15 protein-coding genes are annotated in these 20,304 nt (G+C 66.7%); 13 read left to right on the forward strand and 2 right to left on the reverse strand.

What is annotated here, in order from left to right; genetic code table 11:
- Positions 1-117 precede the first annotated feature (117 nt).
- The 5 genes from ABR323_RS17070 to ABR323_RS17090 all read left to right on the forward strand — a co-directional run bounded on the left by ABR323_RS17070 (position 118) and on the right by ABR323_RS17090 (position 6,112).
- Entirely contained in the window at positions 118-1,293 is a 1,176-nt protein-coding gene (locus ABR323_RS17070; protein WP_135274917.1) for a phosphoglycerate kinase, read from the forward strand.
- A complete protein-coding gene (locus tag ABR323_RS17075; protein WP_439450155.1) occupies positions 1,290-1,943 on the forward strand; it encodes an HAD hydrolase-like protein in 654 nt (217 codons plus the stop codon). Before ABR323_RS17070 ends, ABR323_RS17075 begins: the two co-directional genes overlap by 4 nt.
- A 226-nt stretch (positions 1,944-2,169) precedes the next feature.
- On the forward strand, positions 2,170-3,636 hold the full coding sequence (gene pyk, locus ABR323_RS17080; RefSeq protein WP_135274915.1) for a pyruvate kinase: 1,467 nt from the start codon (positions 2,170-2,172) through the stop codon (positions 3,634-3,636).
- 196 nt (positions 3,637-3,832) lie between these two features.
- Complete coding sequence (locus tag ABR323_RS17085; protein WP_135274914.1) at positions 3,833-4,837, forward strand: class I fructose-bisphosphate aldolase; 1,005 nt, start codon at positions 3,833-3,835, stop codon at positions 4,835-4,837.
- Between the two features lie 129 nt (positions 4,838-4,966).
- Complete coding sequence (locus ABR323_RS17090; RefSeq protein WP_135274913.1) at positions 4,967-6,112, forward strand: ABC transporter substrate-binding protein; 1,146 nt, start codon at positions 4,967-4,969, stop codon at positions 6,110-6,112.
- A 91-nt stretch (positions 6,113-6,203) separates the two neighbouring features.
- On the opposite strand, the gene ABR323_RS17095 is transcribed toward ABR323_RS17090, so the two are convergent.
- On the reverse strand, positions 6,204-6,803 hold the full coding sequence (locus ABR323_RS17095; RefSeq protein WP_135274912.1) for an O-acetyl-ADP-ribose deacetylase: 600 nt from the start codon (positions 6,801-6,803) through the stop codon (positions 6,204-6,206).
- A 273-nt stretch (positions 6,804-7,076) separates the two neighbouring features.
- Positions 7,077-8,036 (reverse strand): cysteine synthase A, encoded by a 960-nt coding sequence (cysK, locus tag ABR323_RS17100; RefSeq protein ID WP_439450156.1) that lies wholly within the window; start codon positions 8,034-8,036, stop codon positions 7,077-7,079.
- Between the two features lie 208 nt (positions 8,037-8,244).
- Between cysK and ABR323_RS17105 the strand changes: the two genes are divergently transcribed.
- The 8 genes from ABR323_RS17105 to ABR323_RS17140 all read left to right on the forward strand — a co-directional run bounded on the left by ABR323_RS17105 (position 8,245) and on the right by ABR323_RS17140 (position 19,857).
- Positions 8,245-9,228: a LysR family transcriptional regulator gene (locus ABR323_RS17105; protein ID WP_439450157.1), complete on the forward strand. Its 984-nt coding sequence runs from the start codon at positions 8,245-8,247 to the stop codon at positions 9,226-9,228.
- A gap of 410 nt (positions 9,229-9,638) precedes the next feature.
- Positions 9,639-10,070: a DUF2946 domain-containing protein gene (locus ABR323_RS17110; protein ID WP_439450158.1), complete on the forward strand. Its 432-nt coding sequence runs from the start codon at positions 9,639-9,641 to the stop codon at positions 10,068-10,070.
- Positions 10,071-10,142: 72 nt separating this feature from the next.
- On the forward strand, positions 10,143-12,206 hold the full coding sequence (locus tag ABR323_RS17115) for a TonB-dependent copper receptor (RefSeq protein WP_439450159.1): 2,064 nt from the start codon (positions 10,143-10,145) through the stop codon (positions 12,204-12,206).
- A 313-nt stretch (positions 12,207-12,519) separates the two neighbouring features.
- The gene (locus ABR323_RS17120; RefSeq protein ID WP_439450160.1) at positions 12,520-13,626 is read left to right on the forward strand and encodes an efflux RND transporter periplasmic adaptor subunit; all 1,107 of its coding nucleotides are present in this window, start codon (positions 12,520-12,522) and stop codon (positions 13,624-13,626) included.
- Complete coding sequence (locus ABR323_RS17125; RefSeq protein WP_439450161.1) at positions 13,623-16,748, forward strand: efflux RND transporter permease subunit; 3,126 nt, start codon at positions 13,623-13,625, stop codon at positions 16,746-16,748. The genes ABR323_RS17120 and ABR323_RS17125 overlap by 4 nt, the downstream gene beginning before the upstream one ends.
- A complete protein-coding gene (locus ABR323_RS17130) occupies positions 16,741-17,325 on the forward strand; it encodes a GNAT family N-acetyltransferase (RefSeq protein ID WP_439450162.1) in 585 nt (194 codons plus the stop codon). The genes ABR323_RS17125 and ABR323_RS17130 overlap by 8 nt, the downstream gene beginning before the upstream one ends.
- Before the next feature lie 188 nt (positions 17,326-17,513).
- Positions 17,514-19,031, forward strand: coding sequence for an alanine/glycine:cation symporter family protein (locus ABR323_RS17135; RefSeq protein ID WP_439450163.1), 1,518 nt, complete (start codon positions 17,514-17,516; stop codon positions 19,029-19,031).
- Positions 19,024-19,857, forward strand: coding sequence for a TrmH family RNA methyltransferase (locus ABR323_RS17140; RefSeq protein WP_439450164.1), 834 nt, complete (start codon positions 19,024-19,026; stop codon positions 19,855-19,857). Before ABR323_RS17135 ends, ABR323_RS17140 begins: the two co-directional genes overlap by 8 nt.
- The last annotated feature ends 447 nt before the right edge of the window (positions 19,858-20,304 follow it).

Genomic DNA, 20,304 nt, shown 5'->3' on the forward strand with positions numbered 1-20,304 from the left:
GTCGCTGTCGCCCTGCGCCCCTGCCTGCCGCAGGCATCAGCCCTCCCGCCACCCGCACCCGATACAATGGCCGTCTGCCGTAGCCCGGCATCCCGTCCCTGAGCCAAAGAGTTGCCCATGTCCATCGTCCGCATGACCGACCTCGACCTCTCCGGCAAGCGCGTGCTGATCCGCCAGGATCTGAACGTGCCGATCGAGAATGGCCGCATCACCTCCGAACAGCGCATCACCGCTTCGTTGCCGACGCTCAAGCGCGCGCTCGAGCAGGGCGCGGCGGTGATGGTCACCTCGCACCTGGGGCGCCCGAAGGAAGGCGTGTGGAGCGAAGCCGATTCGCTGGCGCCGGTCGCTGCTCGCCTTTCCGAGCTGCTCGGCCGTGAGGTTCCGCTGGTGCGTGACTGGGTCGACGGCGTTGACGTGCAGCCGGGCCAACTGGTGCTGCTGGAAAACTGCCGCATGAACGTCGGCGAGGGCAAGGATGATGAAGCCCTGTCGAAGAAGTACGCGGCGCTGTGCGATGTGTTCGTGATGGATGCCTTCGGCACTGCGCACCGTGCGCAGGCCTCCACCCACGGTGTCATCCGCTTCGCACCGGTCGCGGCCGGTGGCCCGCTGCTGATGGCCGAGCTGGACGCGCTGGCGCAGGCACTGGGTGCACCGGCCACGCCGCTGCTGGCCATCGTTGCCGGCAGCAAGGTCAGCACCAAGCTGGAACTGCTCGCCAATCTGGTCGGCAAGGTCGACCAGCTGATCGTCGGCGGTGGCATTGCCAATACCTTCATCGCCGCGGCCGGCTACAACGTCGGCAAGTCGCTGTACGAGCCCGACCTGCTGGATACCGCCAGGAAGATCGTCGCCGATGCCAAGGCCCGTGGTGCGGATATTCCGCTGCCGGTCGACGTGGTCACCGCCAAGCAGTTCCTGCCGGATGCTCCGGCAGAAGTGAAGGCGGTCGATGCCGTTGCCGAGGACGACCTGATCCTGGATATCGGCCCGCAGACCGCGGCGCAGTATGCACAGTTGATCGACAAGGCTGGCACCGTGGTCTGGAACGGTCCGGTGGGTGTGTTCGAGTTCGAAGCCTTCAGCAAGGGCACCGAAGCGCTGGCACGCGCCATCGCCAGCTCCAAGGCCTTCTCCATCGCCGGCGGCGGTGACACCCTGGCTGCGGTCGACAAGTTCGATATCGCCGCGCAGGTGAGCTACATCTCCACCGGTGGTGGTGCGTTCCTGGAGTTCCTGGAAGGCAAGACCCTGCCGGCGGTGGCTGCACTCGACGCGCGCGGCGCATGAGTGCCGACCGCAGCAAGGATGTCCTGTTCTTCGACCTTGATGGCACGCTGATCGATTCGCAGGTGGGCATCACCGCCTGCATCGCTTACGCGCTGCAGAAGATGGACCATCCGGTGCCGCCGCAGGAAACCCTGCTGGGCTGGATCGGTCCTTCGCTGCGTACCACCTTCGCGCCGCTGTTCGTCGAACCGGCGCGGGTGGAACAGGCCGTGGGTTATTACCGTGAACGCTTCGACGCTGAAGGCTGGCGCGAGCACACGGTGTACCCGCAGGTGGAAGACACTCTGCGCACGCTGCATGGTCGTGGCCATCGCCTGGCGGTGGTCACCGCGAAGAACGAACCGCACGCGCGCCGCATCCTTGCCCACCTGCCGTTCGGCGGGTTGTTCGAGGAAATCGTCGGATCGACCCTGGACGGCTCGCGCAGCCACAAGCCGGAACTGGTCGGCGAAGCGCTGCGTCGGCTGCAGGTGCAGCCCGCGCAGTGTTGGATGATCGGCGACCGCCGCATGGACATCGAAGGCGCACGCCACCATGGCCTGCGCAGCATCGGCGTGCTGTGGGGCTTCGGCGGTGAGGTGGAACTCACCGAGGCCGGTGCCGACCAGCTGGCGCGTGAGCCGGCGCAGCTGGAAACGCTGCTGGCTTGATGCCGGCTTGATCGGTAGCGCCGGGCCATGCCCGGCGGCTTTGCCCAACGCTCGCCGGGCCCTGTCCGGCGCTACCACGGCGCATGAGCGCGCCCTGCGCCAGCGTATGTCCGGACGATGTCCGTTCCATGACCCGCGAAGTCAGGCAGCGCAAGGCTGTAACCGTATACATGCGGCGTGAAGGATGTGCTAATTTCCGTTCTTTATCGGGAGAGGCCCCTTCATCATGTTCGAGCGTCAGCGTCGCACCAAGATCCTTGCCACCCTCGGTCCGGCCACTGATCCGCCGGGCGTGCTGGAGGATCTGTTCCGCGCCGGCGTCAACGTGGTGCGCCTGAACTTCAGCCACGGCGATCCGTCCGGCCAGGCCAAGCGTGCCGCCGAAGTGCGCGCTGCTGCGGCCCGTGTCGGCGTGGAAGTGGGCATCCTGGCCGATCTGCCGGGCCCGAAGATCCGCATCGAACGCTTCGCCGAAGGCAAAGTGCAGCTCAAGGCGGGTGACCGCTTCGACCTGATCGCCAGCACCAACGCCGGCCCCGGCGATACGACCCAGGTGGGCGTCAGCTACCTCGGCCTGCCGCAGGACGTCGGCCCGGGCGATGTGCTGCTGCTCGACGATGGCCTGATGCAGCTGCAGGTGGTCGAGGTGCAGGGCGAGCGCATCATCAACACCGTGCTCAACGATGGCGCGCTGTCTGATCGCAAGGGGCTGAACAAGCAGGGCGGTGGCCTGTCGCTGGGTGCGTTGACCGAGCGTGACAAGGAACTGATCGGCATCGTCGCCAAGATCGGCGTCGACTTCATTGCCGTGTCGTTCTGCCGCAATGCGCAGGACATGAACGATGCGCGCCAGATCGCTGAATCGCACGGCTGCTACGCCGCGCTGGTGTCCAAGATCGAGCGTACCGAGGCCATCGAGAACCTGGAAGAGATCGTCGAAGCCAGTGACGTGGTGATGGTGGCGCGTGGCGACCTCGGCGTGGAAATCGGCGACGCCGAACTGCCGGGCCTGCAGAAGAAGATCATCAAGGCCTCGCTGGCACAGAACAAGGTGGTGATCACTGCCACGCAGATGCTGCAGTCGATGGTCGAAAGCCCGATTCCGACCCGCGCCGAAGTGCTCGACGTGGCCAACTCGGTCATCGACGGTACCGACGCGGTGATGCTGTCGGCCGAAACCGCTGCCGGTGCCTACCCGGTCAAGGCCGTGGAAGCGATGGCACGCATCTGCCTGGGCGCCGAGCGCCAGTTCCAGACCGAGACCGACTTCAACGCTTCGCCGCGCAACCTGGAACGTGCCGACCAGGCCATTGCCATGGCCACCATGTTCCTGTCGCAGCACGTGGGCGTGCGCGCGATCGTGGCGATGACCGAATCCGGTGGTACCGCCCGCTACCTGTCGCGTTTCCGCGCCAAGGCACCGGTGTTCGCGGTCACCCGCCACGACGGCGCGCGCCGGCAGATGGCGCTGATGCGCGATGTGTATCCGATCAACTTCGACAGCCGTGGCCTGACCCCGCGTGAAGCCGCGCGCGGCAGCATCCGCCTGCTGGTTGAAGCCGATCTGCTGCAGGCCGGTGACCGCGTGGTGTTCACCAGCGGTGAGCACATGGAAACCCTGGGTGCGACCAACACCCTGCGCCTGCTGGAAGTGGGCGACGACGGCCGCGCCAGCGGCCTGGGCGACCTGTAAGTCGTGTTGGCCTGGGGGCGGAGCCGCATTGCGGATCCGACCCCCGGGTCAGATCCCCTCAGGGGCTCTGACCCCATGCCGCAGGACATCCCTTGTCCTGCACGGACATTGGAATCGTTTCCAGACTGGCTTCCACGTCGGGGCAACAGGCTGCGGGCTATACTTACGTTTTTCCCGCACCCGCCACAGGAAGTACATGAGCATCGAACAGCTGGCTGAAACCGCCCAGGCCATGGTTGCCCCGGGCAAGGGCATCATCGCGATCGACGAATCCACCGCTACCATCGCCAAGCGTTTCGCCGGCGTCGGTATCGAGAACACCGAGGAGAACCGTCGTGCCTACCGCGAACTGCTGCTGACCACGCCGAAGCTCAACGAGCACATTTCCGGCGCCATCCTGTACGACGAAACCATCCGTCAGTCGACCAAGGACGGCGTGCCGTTCGCCAAGTACATGGCCGACCACGGCATGATTCCGGGCATCAAGGTGGACAAGGGTGCGCACCCGCTGGCCGGTTGCCCGGGCGAGCTGGTGACCGAAGGCCTGGATGGCCTGCGCGAGCGCCTGCAGGAGTACTACAAGCTGGGTGCGCGCTTCGCCAAGTGGCGTGCGGTGATCAACATCGGCGAGAGCATTCCGTCGGGCACCTGCATCGAGTCCAACGCCCACGCGCTGGCCCGCTATGCCGCCCTGTGCCAGGAATGCGGCCTGGTGCCGATGGTCGAGCCGGAAGTGATCATGGACGGCGACCACGACATCGAGACCTGCTACGAAGTCACCGAAGCCACCCTGCGTTCGCTGTTCGATGCGCTGTACCAGCAGAACGTGCTGCTGGAAGGCACCATCCTGAAGGCGTCGATGGTCATCTCCGGCAAGGGCTGCGATGAGCAGGCCGACGCCGAGGAAGTGGCCGAATCGACCGTGATGTGCCTGAAGAGCACCGTGCCGGCGATCCTGCCGGGCGTGGTGTTCCTGTCCGGTGGCCAGACCGACGAGCAGTCCACCGAGCACCTGAACGCAATGAACCAGCTGGGCAACCTGCCGTGGCCGCTGAGCTTCTCCTACGGCCGCGCGATGCAGCAGGCTGCACTGAAGCTGTGGGCCAAGGACATGAAGGGCAACTACGCTGCCGCCCAGAAGACCGTGTACGAGCGCGCCAAGGACAACGGCCTGGCCGCGCTGGGCAAGTGGAACGGTTGATCCGTCCCATCGCAGGATGAACAAGGCAACGCCGGCATCACGCCGGCGTTTGCTTTTGCGGGTATCGTTTCCGCCCCCACGCACCGGGCCGGTGTGCGGGGCATACATGGAAGGCCAAGGAGAAAAAACATGCGTTTGGCAGCACTCACACTGGCCGTCGTCACGGTCCTCGCCGCAGGCGGTTGCAACCGCATCGTTGGCGGTGGTGGTGACGCAGGCAAGGCCGCGTCGCTCGATTTCGACAAGCCGGTGTCCGGCGAAATCACCTCGCGCAGCGGCATCAACTTCAACGACGGCAGCCATCACCAGCTGTACCAGATCAAGCTGGAAGACAAGGAACTGGTCGGCTTGAAGCTCACCGGCGCACTGACCGGTTCGATCGCGGTGTTCAACAACGGCAGCCTGGTGTCCACCAGCAACACCGGTTACGAACGCGAAGGCGATGTCTCGCTGGCGTTCCGTGCCAACGGTGGCGGCACCTACCAGGTGGCCGTCAACGCCGATGGCCCGAGCGCTTTTGGTCCGTACCGCCTGCGCGCCGAGAAGCTGAAGCCGTACGACGGCAAGCCGCTGGCGGGCAGTGGCGAGATCGTCGACATGCTGGCCAGCAACTCGCAGGACTACACCCTGCAGGTAGAGAAAGCGGGCCTGTATGAGATCCGCCTGGTCTCGGACGTCTTCGACCCGGTGCTGAAGCTGTCCGGTCAGGGCGTCGATGCGGAAAACGATGATGGCGGCGACAGCACCAACTCGCGCCTGACCCTGTCGCTGAAGCCGGGCAAGTACACCCTGACCGCGCGTGGTCTGGGCGACGGCGTCAGTGGCATGTTCACCCTGTCGGCCACCCGCATTGAACTGCCGGGCAATCTGGTCGAGCGCGACGGCACCGCACTGCCGAAGTCGGGCAGCGTGTACACCATGCTCGACAACGATGGCCGCCGCCGTTTCCTGCTGACCCTGGACCGCCCGGCCGACGTGCGCCTGGATGCGATTTCCAGCCAGGTCGATACCGTGCTGCGCGTGGTCGGCGGCGACGTCGAGCTGACCGATGATGACGGTGGCAACGGTACCAATTCGCGCCTGGAAGAGACCCTGCCGGCCGGTCACTACACCGTGGACGTGTCCAGCCTGAACAATGGCGCGGGCATGGTGGAAGTGCGCGTGCAGGTTGATGGCGCCAGCGCCGACGGCGCCGCCGCCTCGGCAGCACGTGCCGCTGCAGACGCAGCAGCCGTGGCCGATGACGCCGCTGCGGTGGAAGCCGCCAGCCGTTGAGAGTGATCCACGCCATGCGTGGATGAAAGCACTCGCGAAACGGAAAAGGCCGGGCAGTGCCCGGCCTTTTCTTTACGTCCCGCACCACGGTTCAGTGCGCGGCGGCAAAGCCCGTATCGCCCAGAGGCGGCAGCATCGAGCTTCGCGGCTCGTTGTCCGCGTTCTGCCCGGCGGCGGTCAGCGCCTGCTGGTAGGCCTTGGCGGTTGCGGTATTGAACGCCACCAGCACGATGCGCATCGGCTGTGCATGGCTGCGTTGCCATGCCAGCGTTTCGGTCACCGCGATCTGCGCGGCCTGGTACAACGGATAGCCGTATACGCCACAGCTGATGGCGGGGAACGCGATTGACTGCACGCCCAGTGATTCGGCCATCTGCAGCGATTTCCAGTAGCAGTTTGCCAGCAGCGCCGGTTCGTCGCGTTGGCCGTCGTGCCAGACCGGGCCGACCGTGTGCAGTACATGCCGTGCCGGCAGCGCGTGGGCGTCGGTGGCGCGCACTTCGCCGGTTGGGCAACGCACGCCCGGGCGCAGTTCCGGCAACTGCTCGCACTCGGCCAGCAGTGCGGGACCGGCTGCGCGATGGATCGCGCCGTCGACACCGCCGCCACCGAGCAGCGTTTCATTGGCCGCGTTGACGATCGCATCCACCGCCAGGGTCGTGATGTCGCCCTGCCAAACTTCGATCTTCATGCGTCCGTCTCCTGCCTGTGAGGTGTTCCGCGCAGCATCTGCGCCGGCTGTTCCCACGGTAGGGGACAGGGCATCGATACTGCGTCATGACCGTCTCACGCGCTGCGATCCGACGGCCTTCACGCACGATGGCGGGCGACGCCTTCACGCAGGCTGAAGCGGAAAGGGGTCAGATCCTTTCCCGCATGGGAAAGGCTCTGACCCCTGTCGCTGATTCACGCGGGTGGGGGCAGAGCCCTTTCCCTGCGGCAAAGGGCTCCGACCCCGGGCGGTTTACGGCAGGCCGGCCAGCCAGTCGTCGTCGGAACCCTCATTCACATCGGCGAACAGCGGCGTGGAGAAATAGCGTTCACCGGTGTCCGGCAGCATCGCCAGGATCACCGAGCCCGGTTCAGCACGGGCAGCCACGTCCAGTGCACTGGCCACGGTGGCACCGGCGGAAATGCCGACGAAGATGCCTTCCTCTGCGGCCAGCCGGCGCGCGGTGGCGATCGCGCGGTCATCTTCCACCGTCACCAGTTCATCCACCACATCACGGTTGAGCACGTCTGGCACGAAATCCGGCGTCCAGCCCTGGATCTTGTGCGGCTTCCAGTCATCGCCCTTCAACAGCGCGGCACCGGCCGGTTCGGTGGCGATGATGCGGGTCTGCGGGCGCGCGACCTTCAGCACTTCGCCCACGCCGGTGAGCGTGCCGCCGGTGCCCCAGCCGCTGACGAAATAGTCCAGCCGCTTGCCGGCGAAATCGCGCAGGATCTCGGCAGCGGTGGTGTTGCGGTGATAGGCCGGGTTGGCCGGGTTGGCGAACTGGCTGGCCAGGAACCAGCCGTGCTGTTCGGCCAGTTCAGCCGCCTTGCGCACCATGCCGCTGCCGCGTTCGGCGGCCGGCGTCAGGATCACCTTGGCGCCATAGGCGCGCATCAGCTTGCGACGTTCCACCGAGAAGGTCTCGACCATGGTGGCCACGAACTTGTAGCCGCGCGCGGCGGCGACCATCGCCAGTGCCACGCCGGTGTTGCCAGAGGTGGCTTCGACGATGGTGTCGCCCGGCTTGAGCAGGCCACGCTGTTCGGCGTCGAGGATGATCGCCAGCGCCAGACGGTCCTTCACCGAGCCGCCCGGGTTGAACGACTCGACCTTGGCGTAGACGGTGACCTGTGGGGGCGCCAGGCGCTGCAGCTTGACGATGGGGGTGTTGCCGACGGTATCGAGGATGGAGTCGTACAGGGCCATGGAAGCGCTCCGGAAACGGGGCCGCGCCGGGCTTCGGCGGGCGAAGGGGGAGGGCTGGCTGTTCAGGCCAGCGGCTGCCGGCTGACCGTAGCGCCGGCATATGACGCCCGGAAATGACCAGATACCTTTCTTAAACAACCTTTGGTTATAAGCTGGTGACGGCAATTGACCCTAGAGTGGACCTCCGCCCCCACATCGCCCGCCTGCCATGACGCTGACCCAGCTGCGCTATCTGGTTGCCATCGCCGACGCCGAGCTGAACATCACGATGGCCGCCTCGCGCGTGCACGCCACCCAGCCTGGCCTGTCCAAGCAGCTCAAGCAGCTGGAGGACGAACTGGGCTTCCTGCTGTTCGTGCGCAAGGGGCGCAGCCTGGAATCGGTCACTCCGGCCGGTACCGAGGTGATCGCGCGCGCGCGTTCGGTGCTGGCCGAGGCCAACAACATCCGCACCTATGCGGCCAACCAGCGCCGCGAGAGCCAGGGCCAGCTGATCCTCACCACCACCCACACCCAGGCGCGCTTCGTGTTGCCACCGGCAGTGGCTGCCATCAAGCAGGCGTATCCGCAGGTGAGCGTGCATCTGCAGCAGGCCGGTGAAGCCGATGCGCTGGACCGCTTGAACCAGGGCGATGCCGACATCGCCATCATCAGCACCGCCGGCGGTGAGCCTACCGACGGTATTGCGGTGCCGTTGTTCCGCTGGCGGCGTCTGGTGGTGGTACCGAAGGGTCACCCGCTGGATCGCGCGGGACGCACACCGGACCTGGCTGCCTTGGCCCGCCAGCCGTTGATCAGCTATGAATCTTCGACCCGCCCGAATTCGTCGCTGCAGCGCGCCTTCGCCGCCCACGGGCTGGTGCCCGATCTGGCACTGACCGCGCTCGATGCCGATCTGATCAAGACCTACGTGCGCACCGGTCTGGGCGTGGGCCTGCTGGCGGAGATGGCGGTCAGTTCCAACGATGAAGACCTGAGATCGTGGCCGGCGCCGGACCCGATCAGCGAGTGCATTGCCTGGGCGGTGCTGCCGCGTGACCGCGTGCTGCGTGATTACGCGCTGGAGCTGGTGCATGTACTGGCACCGCAGATCGATCCGCGCGACCTGCGCAGGGTGCTGGATGGCAACCAGGCGGCGGCGTGGCCGGTGCCGCCAACGTGGGAGTCGCTGACCCAGACCATTACGGTGTGAGGTGGGTCGAGCAGGTGACAGATTCCGGCGGCTGTTGGTAGGTGTCGACCTTGGTCGACACGGTAGATTAACGCCATGCGTGGATGCTTTTCGATTCCAATTCGAAATATTCGATTCCGATGGAATTCATCCACGCATGGCGTGGATCTACTGCAGATCGCGGAGATCTGTCGAAGGCAGGGTGGGTCCGGTTGCGGGAGTGTCCGCGGCATGGATGCCGCGGCCAAGCCCCCAAGGACGGGTTTACGGCGTCTCCCGCAACCGGACCCACCCTGCCTCCCCACAGGAAGCCCGCTTCTGACGTTGACGTTGACGTTGATTCGGCAGGTGCAGGGCGCAGCCCTGCCGACACCCCCTCCTGCGACCGTTCGTCGCACGGGCAACCCTGGACCCCGCTCTACACTAGCGGGGTGACCCGCCTGTCCCGCCCGCAGCGCCTTCTGCTCCAGCTCGCCGTCCTGGCGACGCTGCTGATGGTGCTTGCGCCACTGGTCAGCCGCGCGCTGCAGGCGCAGCCGATGGAGCACGCGGCGATGGCAGGCATGGACCACGCTGCCATGGGCCATGACATGCACGACATGGCCATGGCCGGGCACGATCAGTACGGCGTTGCGCCGGCAGCGCCCAGCCGTCCGGCCGACCCCCATGCCATGCACGGCGAAGCCTGCGAGTACTGCGTGCTGGCCATGCGCCTGCTGCCGTGGCTGGCGGTGCTGGTACTGCTGTTGCCCGTGTTGTGGCGGCCGCGACTGGCTTTTCCCTGGTCACAGCAGGTACTGCCAGCGCTGCGCTGGCCGGCACATGCCGCGCGTGGGCCGCCGTGTTTCTCCATCGTCCGCTGATATCCCTATCGAATCTGCCGCACGACGCCTGACCGGGCGCCGTGCGCGCGTGCGTACTTTGGAGCTGTTCCAATGAAAATGACTTCCCGCCCCGCGGGCGCCTGCGCGCGCCTGCCGGTTGCCCTTGGCCTGGCCGTGGCCGCGTCACTGGCCCACGCTGCGCCCGCCGAGCAGGCGCGCACCCTCGACACGATGGTGGTCACCGCCGCCGCACCATCCTCGCCGCTGCACTGGGTGACCGATCCGCGTCTGCCGCGGCAGCCGGTACCCGCCAGCGACGGTGCCGATTACCTGAAGACCGTTCCTGGCTTCTCCGCCATCCGCAATGGCGGCACCAACGGTGACCCGGTGCTGCGCGGGATGTTCGGTTCGCGGCTGAACATCCTCAGCAATGACGGCAACCTGATCGGTGCCTGCCCGTCGCGCATGGACAATCCGCTGTCCTACATCGCGCCGGAGAGCTTTGACCGGCTGACCATCATCAAGGGCCCGCAGAGCGTGCGCTGGGGTGCCGGCGCGTCGGCCGGCACCGTGCGCTTCGAACGCGATACGCCGCGCTTCGAGGAACCGGGCCTGCGTGCCGATGCCAGTGCGCTGGTTGGTTCGCGCAACCGCAACGACCAGGTGCTGGACCTGACGCTGGGCAATCCGACAGGTTATGTACGCGCCAGCGGCAACCGTTCCGAAGCCGACGACTACAAGGACGGCAACGGTGATGTGGTGCCATCGAAGTGGCGCAAGTGGAATGGCGACGTTGCGATCGGCTGGACGCCGGATGCCGACACGCTGCTGGAAATCTCCGCCGGTGCCGGTGACGCCATCGCGCGGTACGCGGGCCGTGGCATGGACGGTGCCGCCTTCGAGCGCACCAGTTACGCGGCGCGCTTCGAAAAGCGCAATCTGCCGGGTGCCTGGGACACGTTGCTGGCCAACGTGTACTACAACAACGCCGACCACGTGATGGACAACTACACGCTGCGCACGCCGAACCCGCACAGCATGATGCCGATGCCGATGGCTTCGAACGTGGATCGCCGTACCCAGGGCGGGCGGGTCAGTTCCGAGTGGCGCTGGCAGGACGTGCAACTGGTGGCCGGCGTGGATGGCGAGGCCAGCCGTCATCGTGGCCGCATGGGCATGGGCCGCGACACCTACCGGCAGGCGGCCTGGGAGACCGATGCGAATTTCCGTCGCTACGGCGTGTTCACCGAGTTGACCCTCGGCGCCGGCACCGACCAGCGCTGGATCAGCGGCCTGCGCATCGATCGTGCCAGCGTACGCGACGAGCGGCAGTCGGTCCGCGGCATGATGGGCAACCGGCCCAATCCGACCGCTGGCCAGCAGCGCAAGGAATGGCTCGGCAGCGGTTTCCTGCGCTATGAGCAGGATCTGGCCGACGGCCTGACCTGGTACGCAGGCCTGGGCCACAGCGAACGCATGCCCGACTACTGGGAACTGTTCTCGCCCAACCACGGCCCCGTCGGTGCGGTGAACGCGTTCACCGGCGTGCAGCCCGAACGCACCACCCAGCTTGATGTGGGCCTGCAGTACAAGGGCCCGCGCGTGCAGGCCTGGGTTTCGGCGTACGCCGGGCAGATCCAGGACTACATCCTGTTCACCTACCACGGCAGCGGCATGATGGGCATGAGCCAGGCCGACAACGTCGATGCGCGCATCGCCGGTGCAGAAGCCGGGCTGGAAGTGAGCGTGGCCGAGCAGTGGAAGCTCGGTGGCACGCTGGCCTACGCCTGGGGCGAGAATCGCGACCAGCACCGCCCGTTGCCGCAGATGCCGCCGCTGGAAGCGCGCCTGAGCGCGAACTGGGAAGGCCAGCGCTGGAGTGCGGGTGCACTGCTGCGGGCGGTGACCCACCAGCATCGTGTCGCAGATGGACAGGGCAACGTCGTCGCCCAGGACCTGGGGCAGAGTGCCGGCTTCGCGACCTTCGCGCTCAATGCGGCCTACCGCTTCAGTTCGCAGTTGCAGCTCAGTGCGGGTGTCGACAACCTGTTCGACCGTGCCTACAGCGAGCACCTGAATCTGGCCGGCAGTGCCGACTTCGGTTTCCCGGCTGACCCGGTACGCATCAACGAGCCGGGCCGCAGCGTGTGGATGAAGGTGAACTACCGGTATTGATCGACGTGCGGAAACGGTAGCGTCGGGCCATCCCCGGCGTTGCGGTTGGGCAAAAAAAACGGGGCCGGATCCCCGCCAGGATCCGTCCCCGCCCGACGCCCTCCGTCGGGCAGCTTCGACTCTACGATGGCAACGCCTGCAATGGGCCGCTGGATACACCCCGACACACGTTGACACTGCCAGTGCCAGCCTTGCACGGAACCGGTTGAAGGCGCTATCGCAGTGCCGGTTCCACGCCGGTAAACGCTTGGCACATACCGCTTTTGCGGGCCCTTGCCTACACTCGGCGGCCGTGGATCAATCAGGACCGTTCATGTTGGCTCGTATCGCTTCGACCCTGGCCTTCGGCCTCAGCCTGGCCGTGCTGGCCGGGTGCGCAGGCAAACAGGAGGCTGCCGCACGTCGGCAGGGAGAAGCGGTGCCGGTCACCGCGCAGGTCGTGCAGTCCTCGCAGTGGAACGACACCCTGCAGGCACTGGGCACGGCCAAGGCGCGCGAATCGATCAGCGTCACCGCCAAGGTCAGCGAAATCGTCGAGAAAGTGCACTTCGAAAGCGGCCAGCACATTGCCGCAGGTGCGCCCATCGTGACCCTGCGCGGGCAGGCCCAGGAGGCCGCGCTGGTACAGGCGCAGGCCACCTTCCACGAGTCCGACCAGCTGTACAAGCGCCAGCGTGAGCTGGCCACGCAGCGGCTGGTGTCCAGCGCCACGCTGGATACGCAGAAGTCGATCCGCGATGCCGCAGAAGCGCGCGTGGCGCAGATGCAGTCGGACATCGGTGACCGCCGCGTGCGTGCGCCGTTCGCCGGTGTGCTCGGCATCCGCCAGGTCAGCCCGGGCACGCTGCTGACGCCGACCACGGTGATCGCCACGCTTGATGACATCGAGCACATGCACATCGATTTCCAGGTGCCGGAAGTGGAACTGGCGGCTCTCGGTGTCGGTGACAAGGTCAGTGCCACCAGCGTGGCGTGGCCAGGCCGCACCTTCGAGGGCGTGGTCAGCACCATCGATGCGCGCATCGACCCGGCCACCCGCGCGGTGACCGTGCGTGCCGACTTCATCAACGGCGACCACGCGCTGCGTCCGGGCATGCTGCTGGATGTCCGGCTGTTCCATCCCGAACGGCCGGCGCTGGTGGTTCCGGAAATCGCCGTGGTGCAGGTCGGTCGCGATACCTTCGTGTACCGCATCAAGGCCGACGACAGCGTCGAGCGTGTGGACGTGGTCACCGGCGCGCGCCGTGCCGGCGTGGTCGAGATCAAGCAAGGCCTGGAAGCGGGCCAGCGCATCGTGGTCGACGGCACCGGCAAGCTGCGCCCGGGCTTGAAGGTTGCCGCCAAGGACGCGGCCCCGGCCACAGGTGCCAAGCCGGCTGATGCACCGGCACCGGTCGCGGCCGAGGGCCACGGCGGATGAAGCTGTCCGACATTTCCATCCAGCGGCCGGTGTTCGCCGTGGTGATGAGCCTGTTGCTGCTGGTGCTGGGCGTGATGTCCTTCACCCGCCTGACCCTGCGCGAACTGCCGGCCATCGATCCGCCGATCGTGTCGGTGTCGGTGGATTACACCGGCGCTTCGGCGGCGGTCATCGAAAGCCGCATCACCCAGGTGCTGGAAGATGCGCTGGCCGGCATCGAAGGCATCGATACGATCAACGCGCGCAGCAACAACGGCCGTTCGCAGGTCAGCATCGAGTTCACCTCCAACCGCGATATCGAAGCGGCGGCCAACGACGTGCGCGATGCGGTCAGCCGCGTCGCCGACCGTATGCCGGAAGAAGCGCGTCCGCCGGAAATCGCCAAGGTCGAGAGCGATGCCGATCCGATCATCTGGTTCAACATGGTGTCCTCCACCATGGACACGCTGGAGCTGAGCGACTACGCCGACCGCTATGTGGTCGATCGCTTCTCCAGCCTTGATGGTGTGGCCCAGGTCCGTATCGGCGGCCGCCAGCGCTATGCGATGCGCATCTGGCTGGACCGCGACCAGCTGGCGGCGCGCGGGCTGACCACCGGAGACGTGGAAACCGCACTGCGCAACGAGAACGTGGAACTGCCGGCCGGCCGCATCGAATCGACCGACCGCGATTTCACCCTGCGCGTGGAGCGCAACTACATCAAACCCGAAGACTTCGCGACCATCCCGCTGGGCAAGGGCCGCGACGGCTACGTGGTGCGCATGGGCGACGTGGCGAAGATCGAGCTGGCCTCGGCCGAGCGTCGTGCCTACTACCGCAGCAACGGCGAGCCGGGCATCGGCCTGGGCATCGTCAAGACCTCCACCGCCAACTCGCTGGACGTGGCCCGCACCGCGCGCGCTGAAGCCGAGCGGGTGGCACTGACCCTGCCCAAGGGCACGCAGATCTTCGTTGCCTTCGACAACACCACCTTCATCGAAGCCGCAGTGGACCGCGTCTACGCCACGCTGGTGGAGGCGATGATCCTGGTACTGGCGGTGATCTGGTTGTTCCTCGGCAGCTTCCGTGCCGCGCTGATTCCTGCGGTCACCGTTCCGGTGTGTCTGGTCGCGGCGTTCATCGCGCTGTATGCGTTCGACTTCTCGATCAATCTGCTGACGCTGCTGGCGCTGGTGCTGTGCATCGGCCTGGTGGTGGATGACGCGATCGTGGTGGTTGAGAACGTGCAGCGCCGTATCGATCTGGGCGAGCCACCGCTGGTGGCGTCCAAGCGCGGCACCGCACAGGTCGCCTTCGCGGTGATCGCCACCACCGCCGTGCTGGTGGCGGTGTTCCTGCCGGTCGGTTTCCTGGAGGGCAACACCGGGCGCCTGTTCCGCGAGCTGGCGGTAGCGCTGGCGGCAGCGGTGGCATTGTCTGCCTTCGTGGCGCTGACGCTGACGCCGATGATGGCCTCCAAGCTGCTCAAGCCGCACACCGGGCAGGCACCGCGCGGGCTGCATGGCTTCATCAACCGCAATCTGGAGCGCCTGGCAGGCGCCTATGGGCGGGTGCTCGACCACCACGTCGACCGCACCTGGATCTACCTGCTGGTGATGGTGGCCGCGTTGGCCGCCAGCTGGGGCCTGCTCAGGCTGCTGCCCTCGGAACTGGCCCCGGCCGAAGACCGTGGCTCGTTCCAGATCATGATCGATGGCCCGGAAGGCGCCGGCTACGACTACACCGTGCAGCAGGTGCAGCAGGTGGAAGCGATGCTGGCCCCGCACGTGGGCGCGGACAAGCCGATCGTGCGTGCCAACCCGCGCGTGCCGGGCGGCTGGGGCGCCAGCGAGGAAATGCACACCGGCCGCGTCAGCGTCTTCCTGCAGCCGTGGCGTCAGCGCAGCGAAGGTACCCCGGAAGTGGCCAACGAACTGCAGAAGGAACTGGATACCATCCGCGGCGTGCGCGTACGTACACAGGTCGGCGGTGGTCTGGTACGCAGTGGCGGCCAGCCATTCCAGATCGTGCTGGGCGGCCCGGAATACGCCGAGATCGCGCAGTGGCGTGACCGCATCCTGCTGCGCATGGCCGACAACCCCGGTCTGGTCGGCCCCGACTCCGACTACAAGGAAACCCGGCCGCAGATGCGGGTGAACATCGACCGCCAGCGTGCGGCCGATCTGGGCGTGCCGGTCACCGCGATCGGTTCGGCGCTGGAAACCATGATGGGCTCGCGCCGCGTTACCACCTTCGTCGACAACGGTGAGGAGTACGACGTGCTGGTCCAGGCCGGTCGCGATGGCCGTGCCAGCCCGGCCGACCTCGCCGCTATCCGCGTGCGCGCCACCTCCGGCGAGCTGGTGCCGCTGTCCAACCTGGTCACCCTTAGCGAAATGGCCGAGGCCGGTACCCTGAACCGCTTCAACCGGCTGCGCTCGATCACCATCAATGCCGGCCTGGCCCCGGGCTACCCGCTGGGCGAGGCCATTGCCTGGGCACAGCAGGTCACGCGCGAGGAGCTGCCGCAGTATGCCCAGGTGAACTGGAAGGGCGAATCGCGCGAGTACCAGAGCGCAGGCGGCGCAGTGCTGCTGACCTTCGCCATGGCGCTGCTGGTGGTGTATCTGGTGCTGGCCGCGCAGTTCGAGAGCTTCATCCACCCGCTCACGATCATGCTGACCGTGCCGCTGGGCGTGCTCGGCGCGTTGGTGGGCCTGTGGCTGAGTGGCGGCACGGTGAATCTGTTCAGCCAGATCGGCATCGTCATGCTGGTGGGCCTGGCGGCCAAGAACGGCATCCTGATCGTCGAATTTGCCAACCAGCTGCGTGATGACGGGCGGACCGTGCGCGAGGCGATCATCGAATCGGCAATGGTGCGCCTGCGCCCGATCCTGATGACCTCCATCGCCACCGTGGTCGGCGCGATCCCGCTGGTCGTCGCCGGTGGCCCCGGTTCGGCCAGTCGTGGCACGATCGGCATCGTGATCATCTTCGGCGTGACCCTCTCCACCTTCCTGTCGCTGTTCGTGGTGCCGGCGTTCTACGCGCGCCTGGCGCCGTACACCCGTTCGCCGGAAGCGGTGAAGCGCGAGCTGGAGAAGCAGGAGGCCGAGTCCCCGTCGGTGGGTGGCCATGCCTGACCGGCCTGCCGACGGGGTCGGATCCCTTTCCCAAAGGGAAAGGGCTCTGACCCCAAACCTGCAAGGCGACGGTTTCCGCCTGCGCCCCTGGCGCCCGGATGATCTGGAATCGCTGCTGCACCACGCCAACGACGCCGAGGTGTCGCGGGGCCTGCGTGATCGCTTCCCGTACCCGTACACGCGCGAGGATGGCGAGGCCTTCCTCGCCGGCCGTGTGCTGGCGCCGGGCACGCTCAACCTGGCCATCGAGATCGACGGCCAGGCCTGTGGCAGCGTCGGTGCCCAGCAGGGCGTGGCCGAGCGCGGGCATACCGCCGAGCTGGGTTACTGGCTCGGCCAGGCGCATTGGGGGCAGGGTCTGATGACCCGCGTGGTCGGCCTATTCGCGCCGTGGGTGATGGACGAACTGCGCCTGCTCAGGCTGCAGGCCACGGTGGTCGACTTCAACCTCGGCTCGGCCCGGGTGCTGGAAAAGAGCGGTTTCCTGGAAGAAGGCGTGGAGCGCTGCGCGGTCTACAAGCGCGGCGTGCTGCACGACCTGCGCCGTTTCGCCCGGGTGCGCACGCAGCTGCCCTGAAAGGCCGCCGGGGATGGCCCGGCGCTACCGTGGGGGTCACGGTCATTGCCGCTAGCGCCGGGCCATGCCCGGCGGAGAACACGCCCCCACATCCGGCGCTATCGCAGCGGCCTTCGATCAGGGAGAATCGACCGGTCCCTTCCAGCCGACGGGACGTCCTCACAACCCGCCGACTGGAGAGAGCGCGCGTGGAAGCTACCGTACATTTCATCAACAGCATCATCTGGAGCAAGGCACTGATCTTCATGTGCCTGGCCGCCGGCCTGTTCTTCAGCCTGCGCACCCGCTTCATGCAGATCCGTGGCTTCGTCGAGATGTGCCGCCTCACCGTATCGGGCGAGAAGTCCGAGGCCGGCGTGTCCTCGTTCCAGGCGCTGGCCATGTCGATGGCCGGGCGCATGGGCATCGGCAACATCGCCGGCGTGGCCACCGCCATCGCCTTCGGCGGCCCCGGCGCCATCTTCTGGATGTGGGTGATGGGCTTCCTCGGCGCGTCCACCTCGTATGTGGAATGCACCCTGGCGCAGATCTACAAGACCAAGGATGCCGAAGGCCGCTACCGCGGTGGTCCGGCCTACTACATCGAAAAAGCGATGGGCCTGAAGTGGTATGCCATGGCCTTCGCCATCGCCACGATCATTGCCGCCGGTTTCCTGATGCCGGGCGTGCAGGCCAATGCCATCGCCGACAGCGTCATCAATGCCTGCCGCGGCACCGCGCTGTGCGGTCCGCTTGATGGCCAGGCCTTCGGCATGGAAGCGGCGCAGGCGCTGAAGCTGGGCATCGGCATCGTGGTGGCCCTGCTGCTGGGCGTGGTGATCTTCGGCGGCGTCAAGCGCATCGCCAACTTCGCCGAAGTGGTGGTGCCGTTCATGGCCGCCGGCTTCATCCTGATGGCCATCGTCATCATGATCATCAACTACGACCGCGTGCCGGAAATGTTCGGCATCATCTTCAAGAGCGCCTTCGGCACCCACGCTGCGTTCGGCGCGATGATGGGCCTGGCGGTGGAGTGGGGCATCAAGCGCGGCATCTATGCCAACGAAGCTGGCCAGGGCTCGGGCCCACACGCGGCGGCGGCCTCCGAGGTCTCGCACCCGGCCAAGCAGGGTTACGTACAGGCCTTCGCGATCTACTTCGATACCATGATGGTGTGCACCGCTACCGCCTTCCTGATTCTGGCCAGCGGCACCTACAACGTGTATTCGCCGGTACCGGGTGGCGCGCCGATCTTCCAGGGTCTGGCCGGTATTCCGGAAGGTGCCGGTTACGCGCAGGCCGGCGTTGAAGCCGTGCTGCCGGGCTGGGGTTCGGCGTTCGTGTCGATCGCGATCTTCTTCTTCGCCTTCACCACGATCATGGCCTATTACTACATGGCCGAAACCAACCTGACCTACGTCAACCACAACAAGAAGCGCCCGCTGACCGTGCTGCTGCTGCGCCTGGGCATCATCGGCATGGTGGTGTTCGGTGCCTTCCACAACGCCACCCTGGCCTGGGCGCTGGGTGACATCGGCGTGGGCTTGATGGCCTGGTTGAACATCATCGCCATCCTCATCGTGCAGAAGCCGGCCATGCTGGCCCTGCGTGATTACGAACGACAGAAGAAGCTCGGCCTCGATCCGATCTTCGACCCCGATGCCCTGGGCATCAAGAACGCCGATTTCTGGCGTCAACGCAAGCTGGAGTTGTCCCGTAGTGAATGATCCCTGGAAGAATGCCCGCCGCCCGTCGTCGCGACCGCCGCGGGCCACCCCGCTGCCACCGCGTGAGGGCGGCACCCCGCCACCGCCGGGGCGTGGCAATGACGAGCTGCGCCTGTATGGCTGGAACGCCGTGCAGGCCCTGTTCGACAAGCGTCCGCAGGCGCTGCGCAAGCTGTATCTGGTGGACGCGCTGATTCCGCGCATGCAGCCGGTGCTGAAGTGGTGCGTGGCCAACCGCGTGGGCTATCGCGTGGTGGAGGAGGGCGACCTCAACAAGCTGGCCGCTACCACGCACCACGAAGGCCTGGTGGCCGATGTGCTGCGTGCGCCTGTGGTGCCGCTGGCGCAGTGGCTGGAAGATCTGGGCGAAGGCCCGGCGCTGGCGTTGTGGCTGGATGGTGTGGGCAATCCGCACAACTTCGGCGCGATCCTGCGCTCGGCCGCGCACTTCGGCGTCAAGGCGCTGCTGCTGCCGGCTGGCAGCACGCTGGCACTGTCCGGTGCTGCCGCACGCGTGGCCGAAGGTGGGGCGGAGTCGGTGCCGCTGGTGCAGCTGCCTGAAGACGCAGAAGCGATGGCGCAGCTGCGCGCTGCTGGCTTCGGCCTGGCCGCAACCCTGGTGGACGGTGGCGATGACGTGTTCCGTGCGTCGCTGCCGGCCCGCCTGGTCTACGTGATGGGCGCGGAAGGTGAAGGCATGGATCGCGGCCTGGCCAGTCAGTGTGACCAGCAGCTGTCGATTCCCGGCAGCGGCGCGGTTGAAAGCCTGAATGTCGCTTCCGCCACGGCCGTGCTGCTGGCGCAGTGGGCAAGTCGCCGCGATTGAACCTCTGCGCGGGGTCAGAGCCCTCGCCACGGCGAGGGCTCTGACCCCATCCGGTTCCCGATGCGGGATCTGCCGGGGTGGGTGCGAACCTTGGTTCGCACCGCTCCCGCCGCTGCAATCGCCGGGCGTGGCCCGGCGCTACCGATGCGGGATCTGCCGTGGTGGGTGCGAACCTTGGTTCGCACCGCTTCCGCCGCTGCGCTCGCCGGGCATGGCCCGGCGCTACCGATACAGGATCTGCCGGGGTGGGTGCGAACCTTGGTTCGCACCGCTTCCGCCGCTGCACTCGCCGGGCATGGCCCGGCGCTACCGATGCAGGATCTGCCGGGGTGGGTGCGAACCTTGGTTCGCACCGCTTCTGCCGCTGCGCTCGCCGGGCATGGCCCGGCGCTACCGATGCGGGATCTGCCGTGGTGGGTGCGAACCTTGGTTCGCACTGCTTCCGCC

Source organism: Stenotrophomonas sp. ATs4 (assembly GCF_051861585.1).
Classification (GTDB): domain Bacteria; phylum Pseudomonadota; class Gammaproteobacteria; order Xanthomonadales; family Xanthomonadaceae; genus Stenotrophomonas; species Stenotrophomonas maltophilia_AS.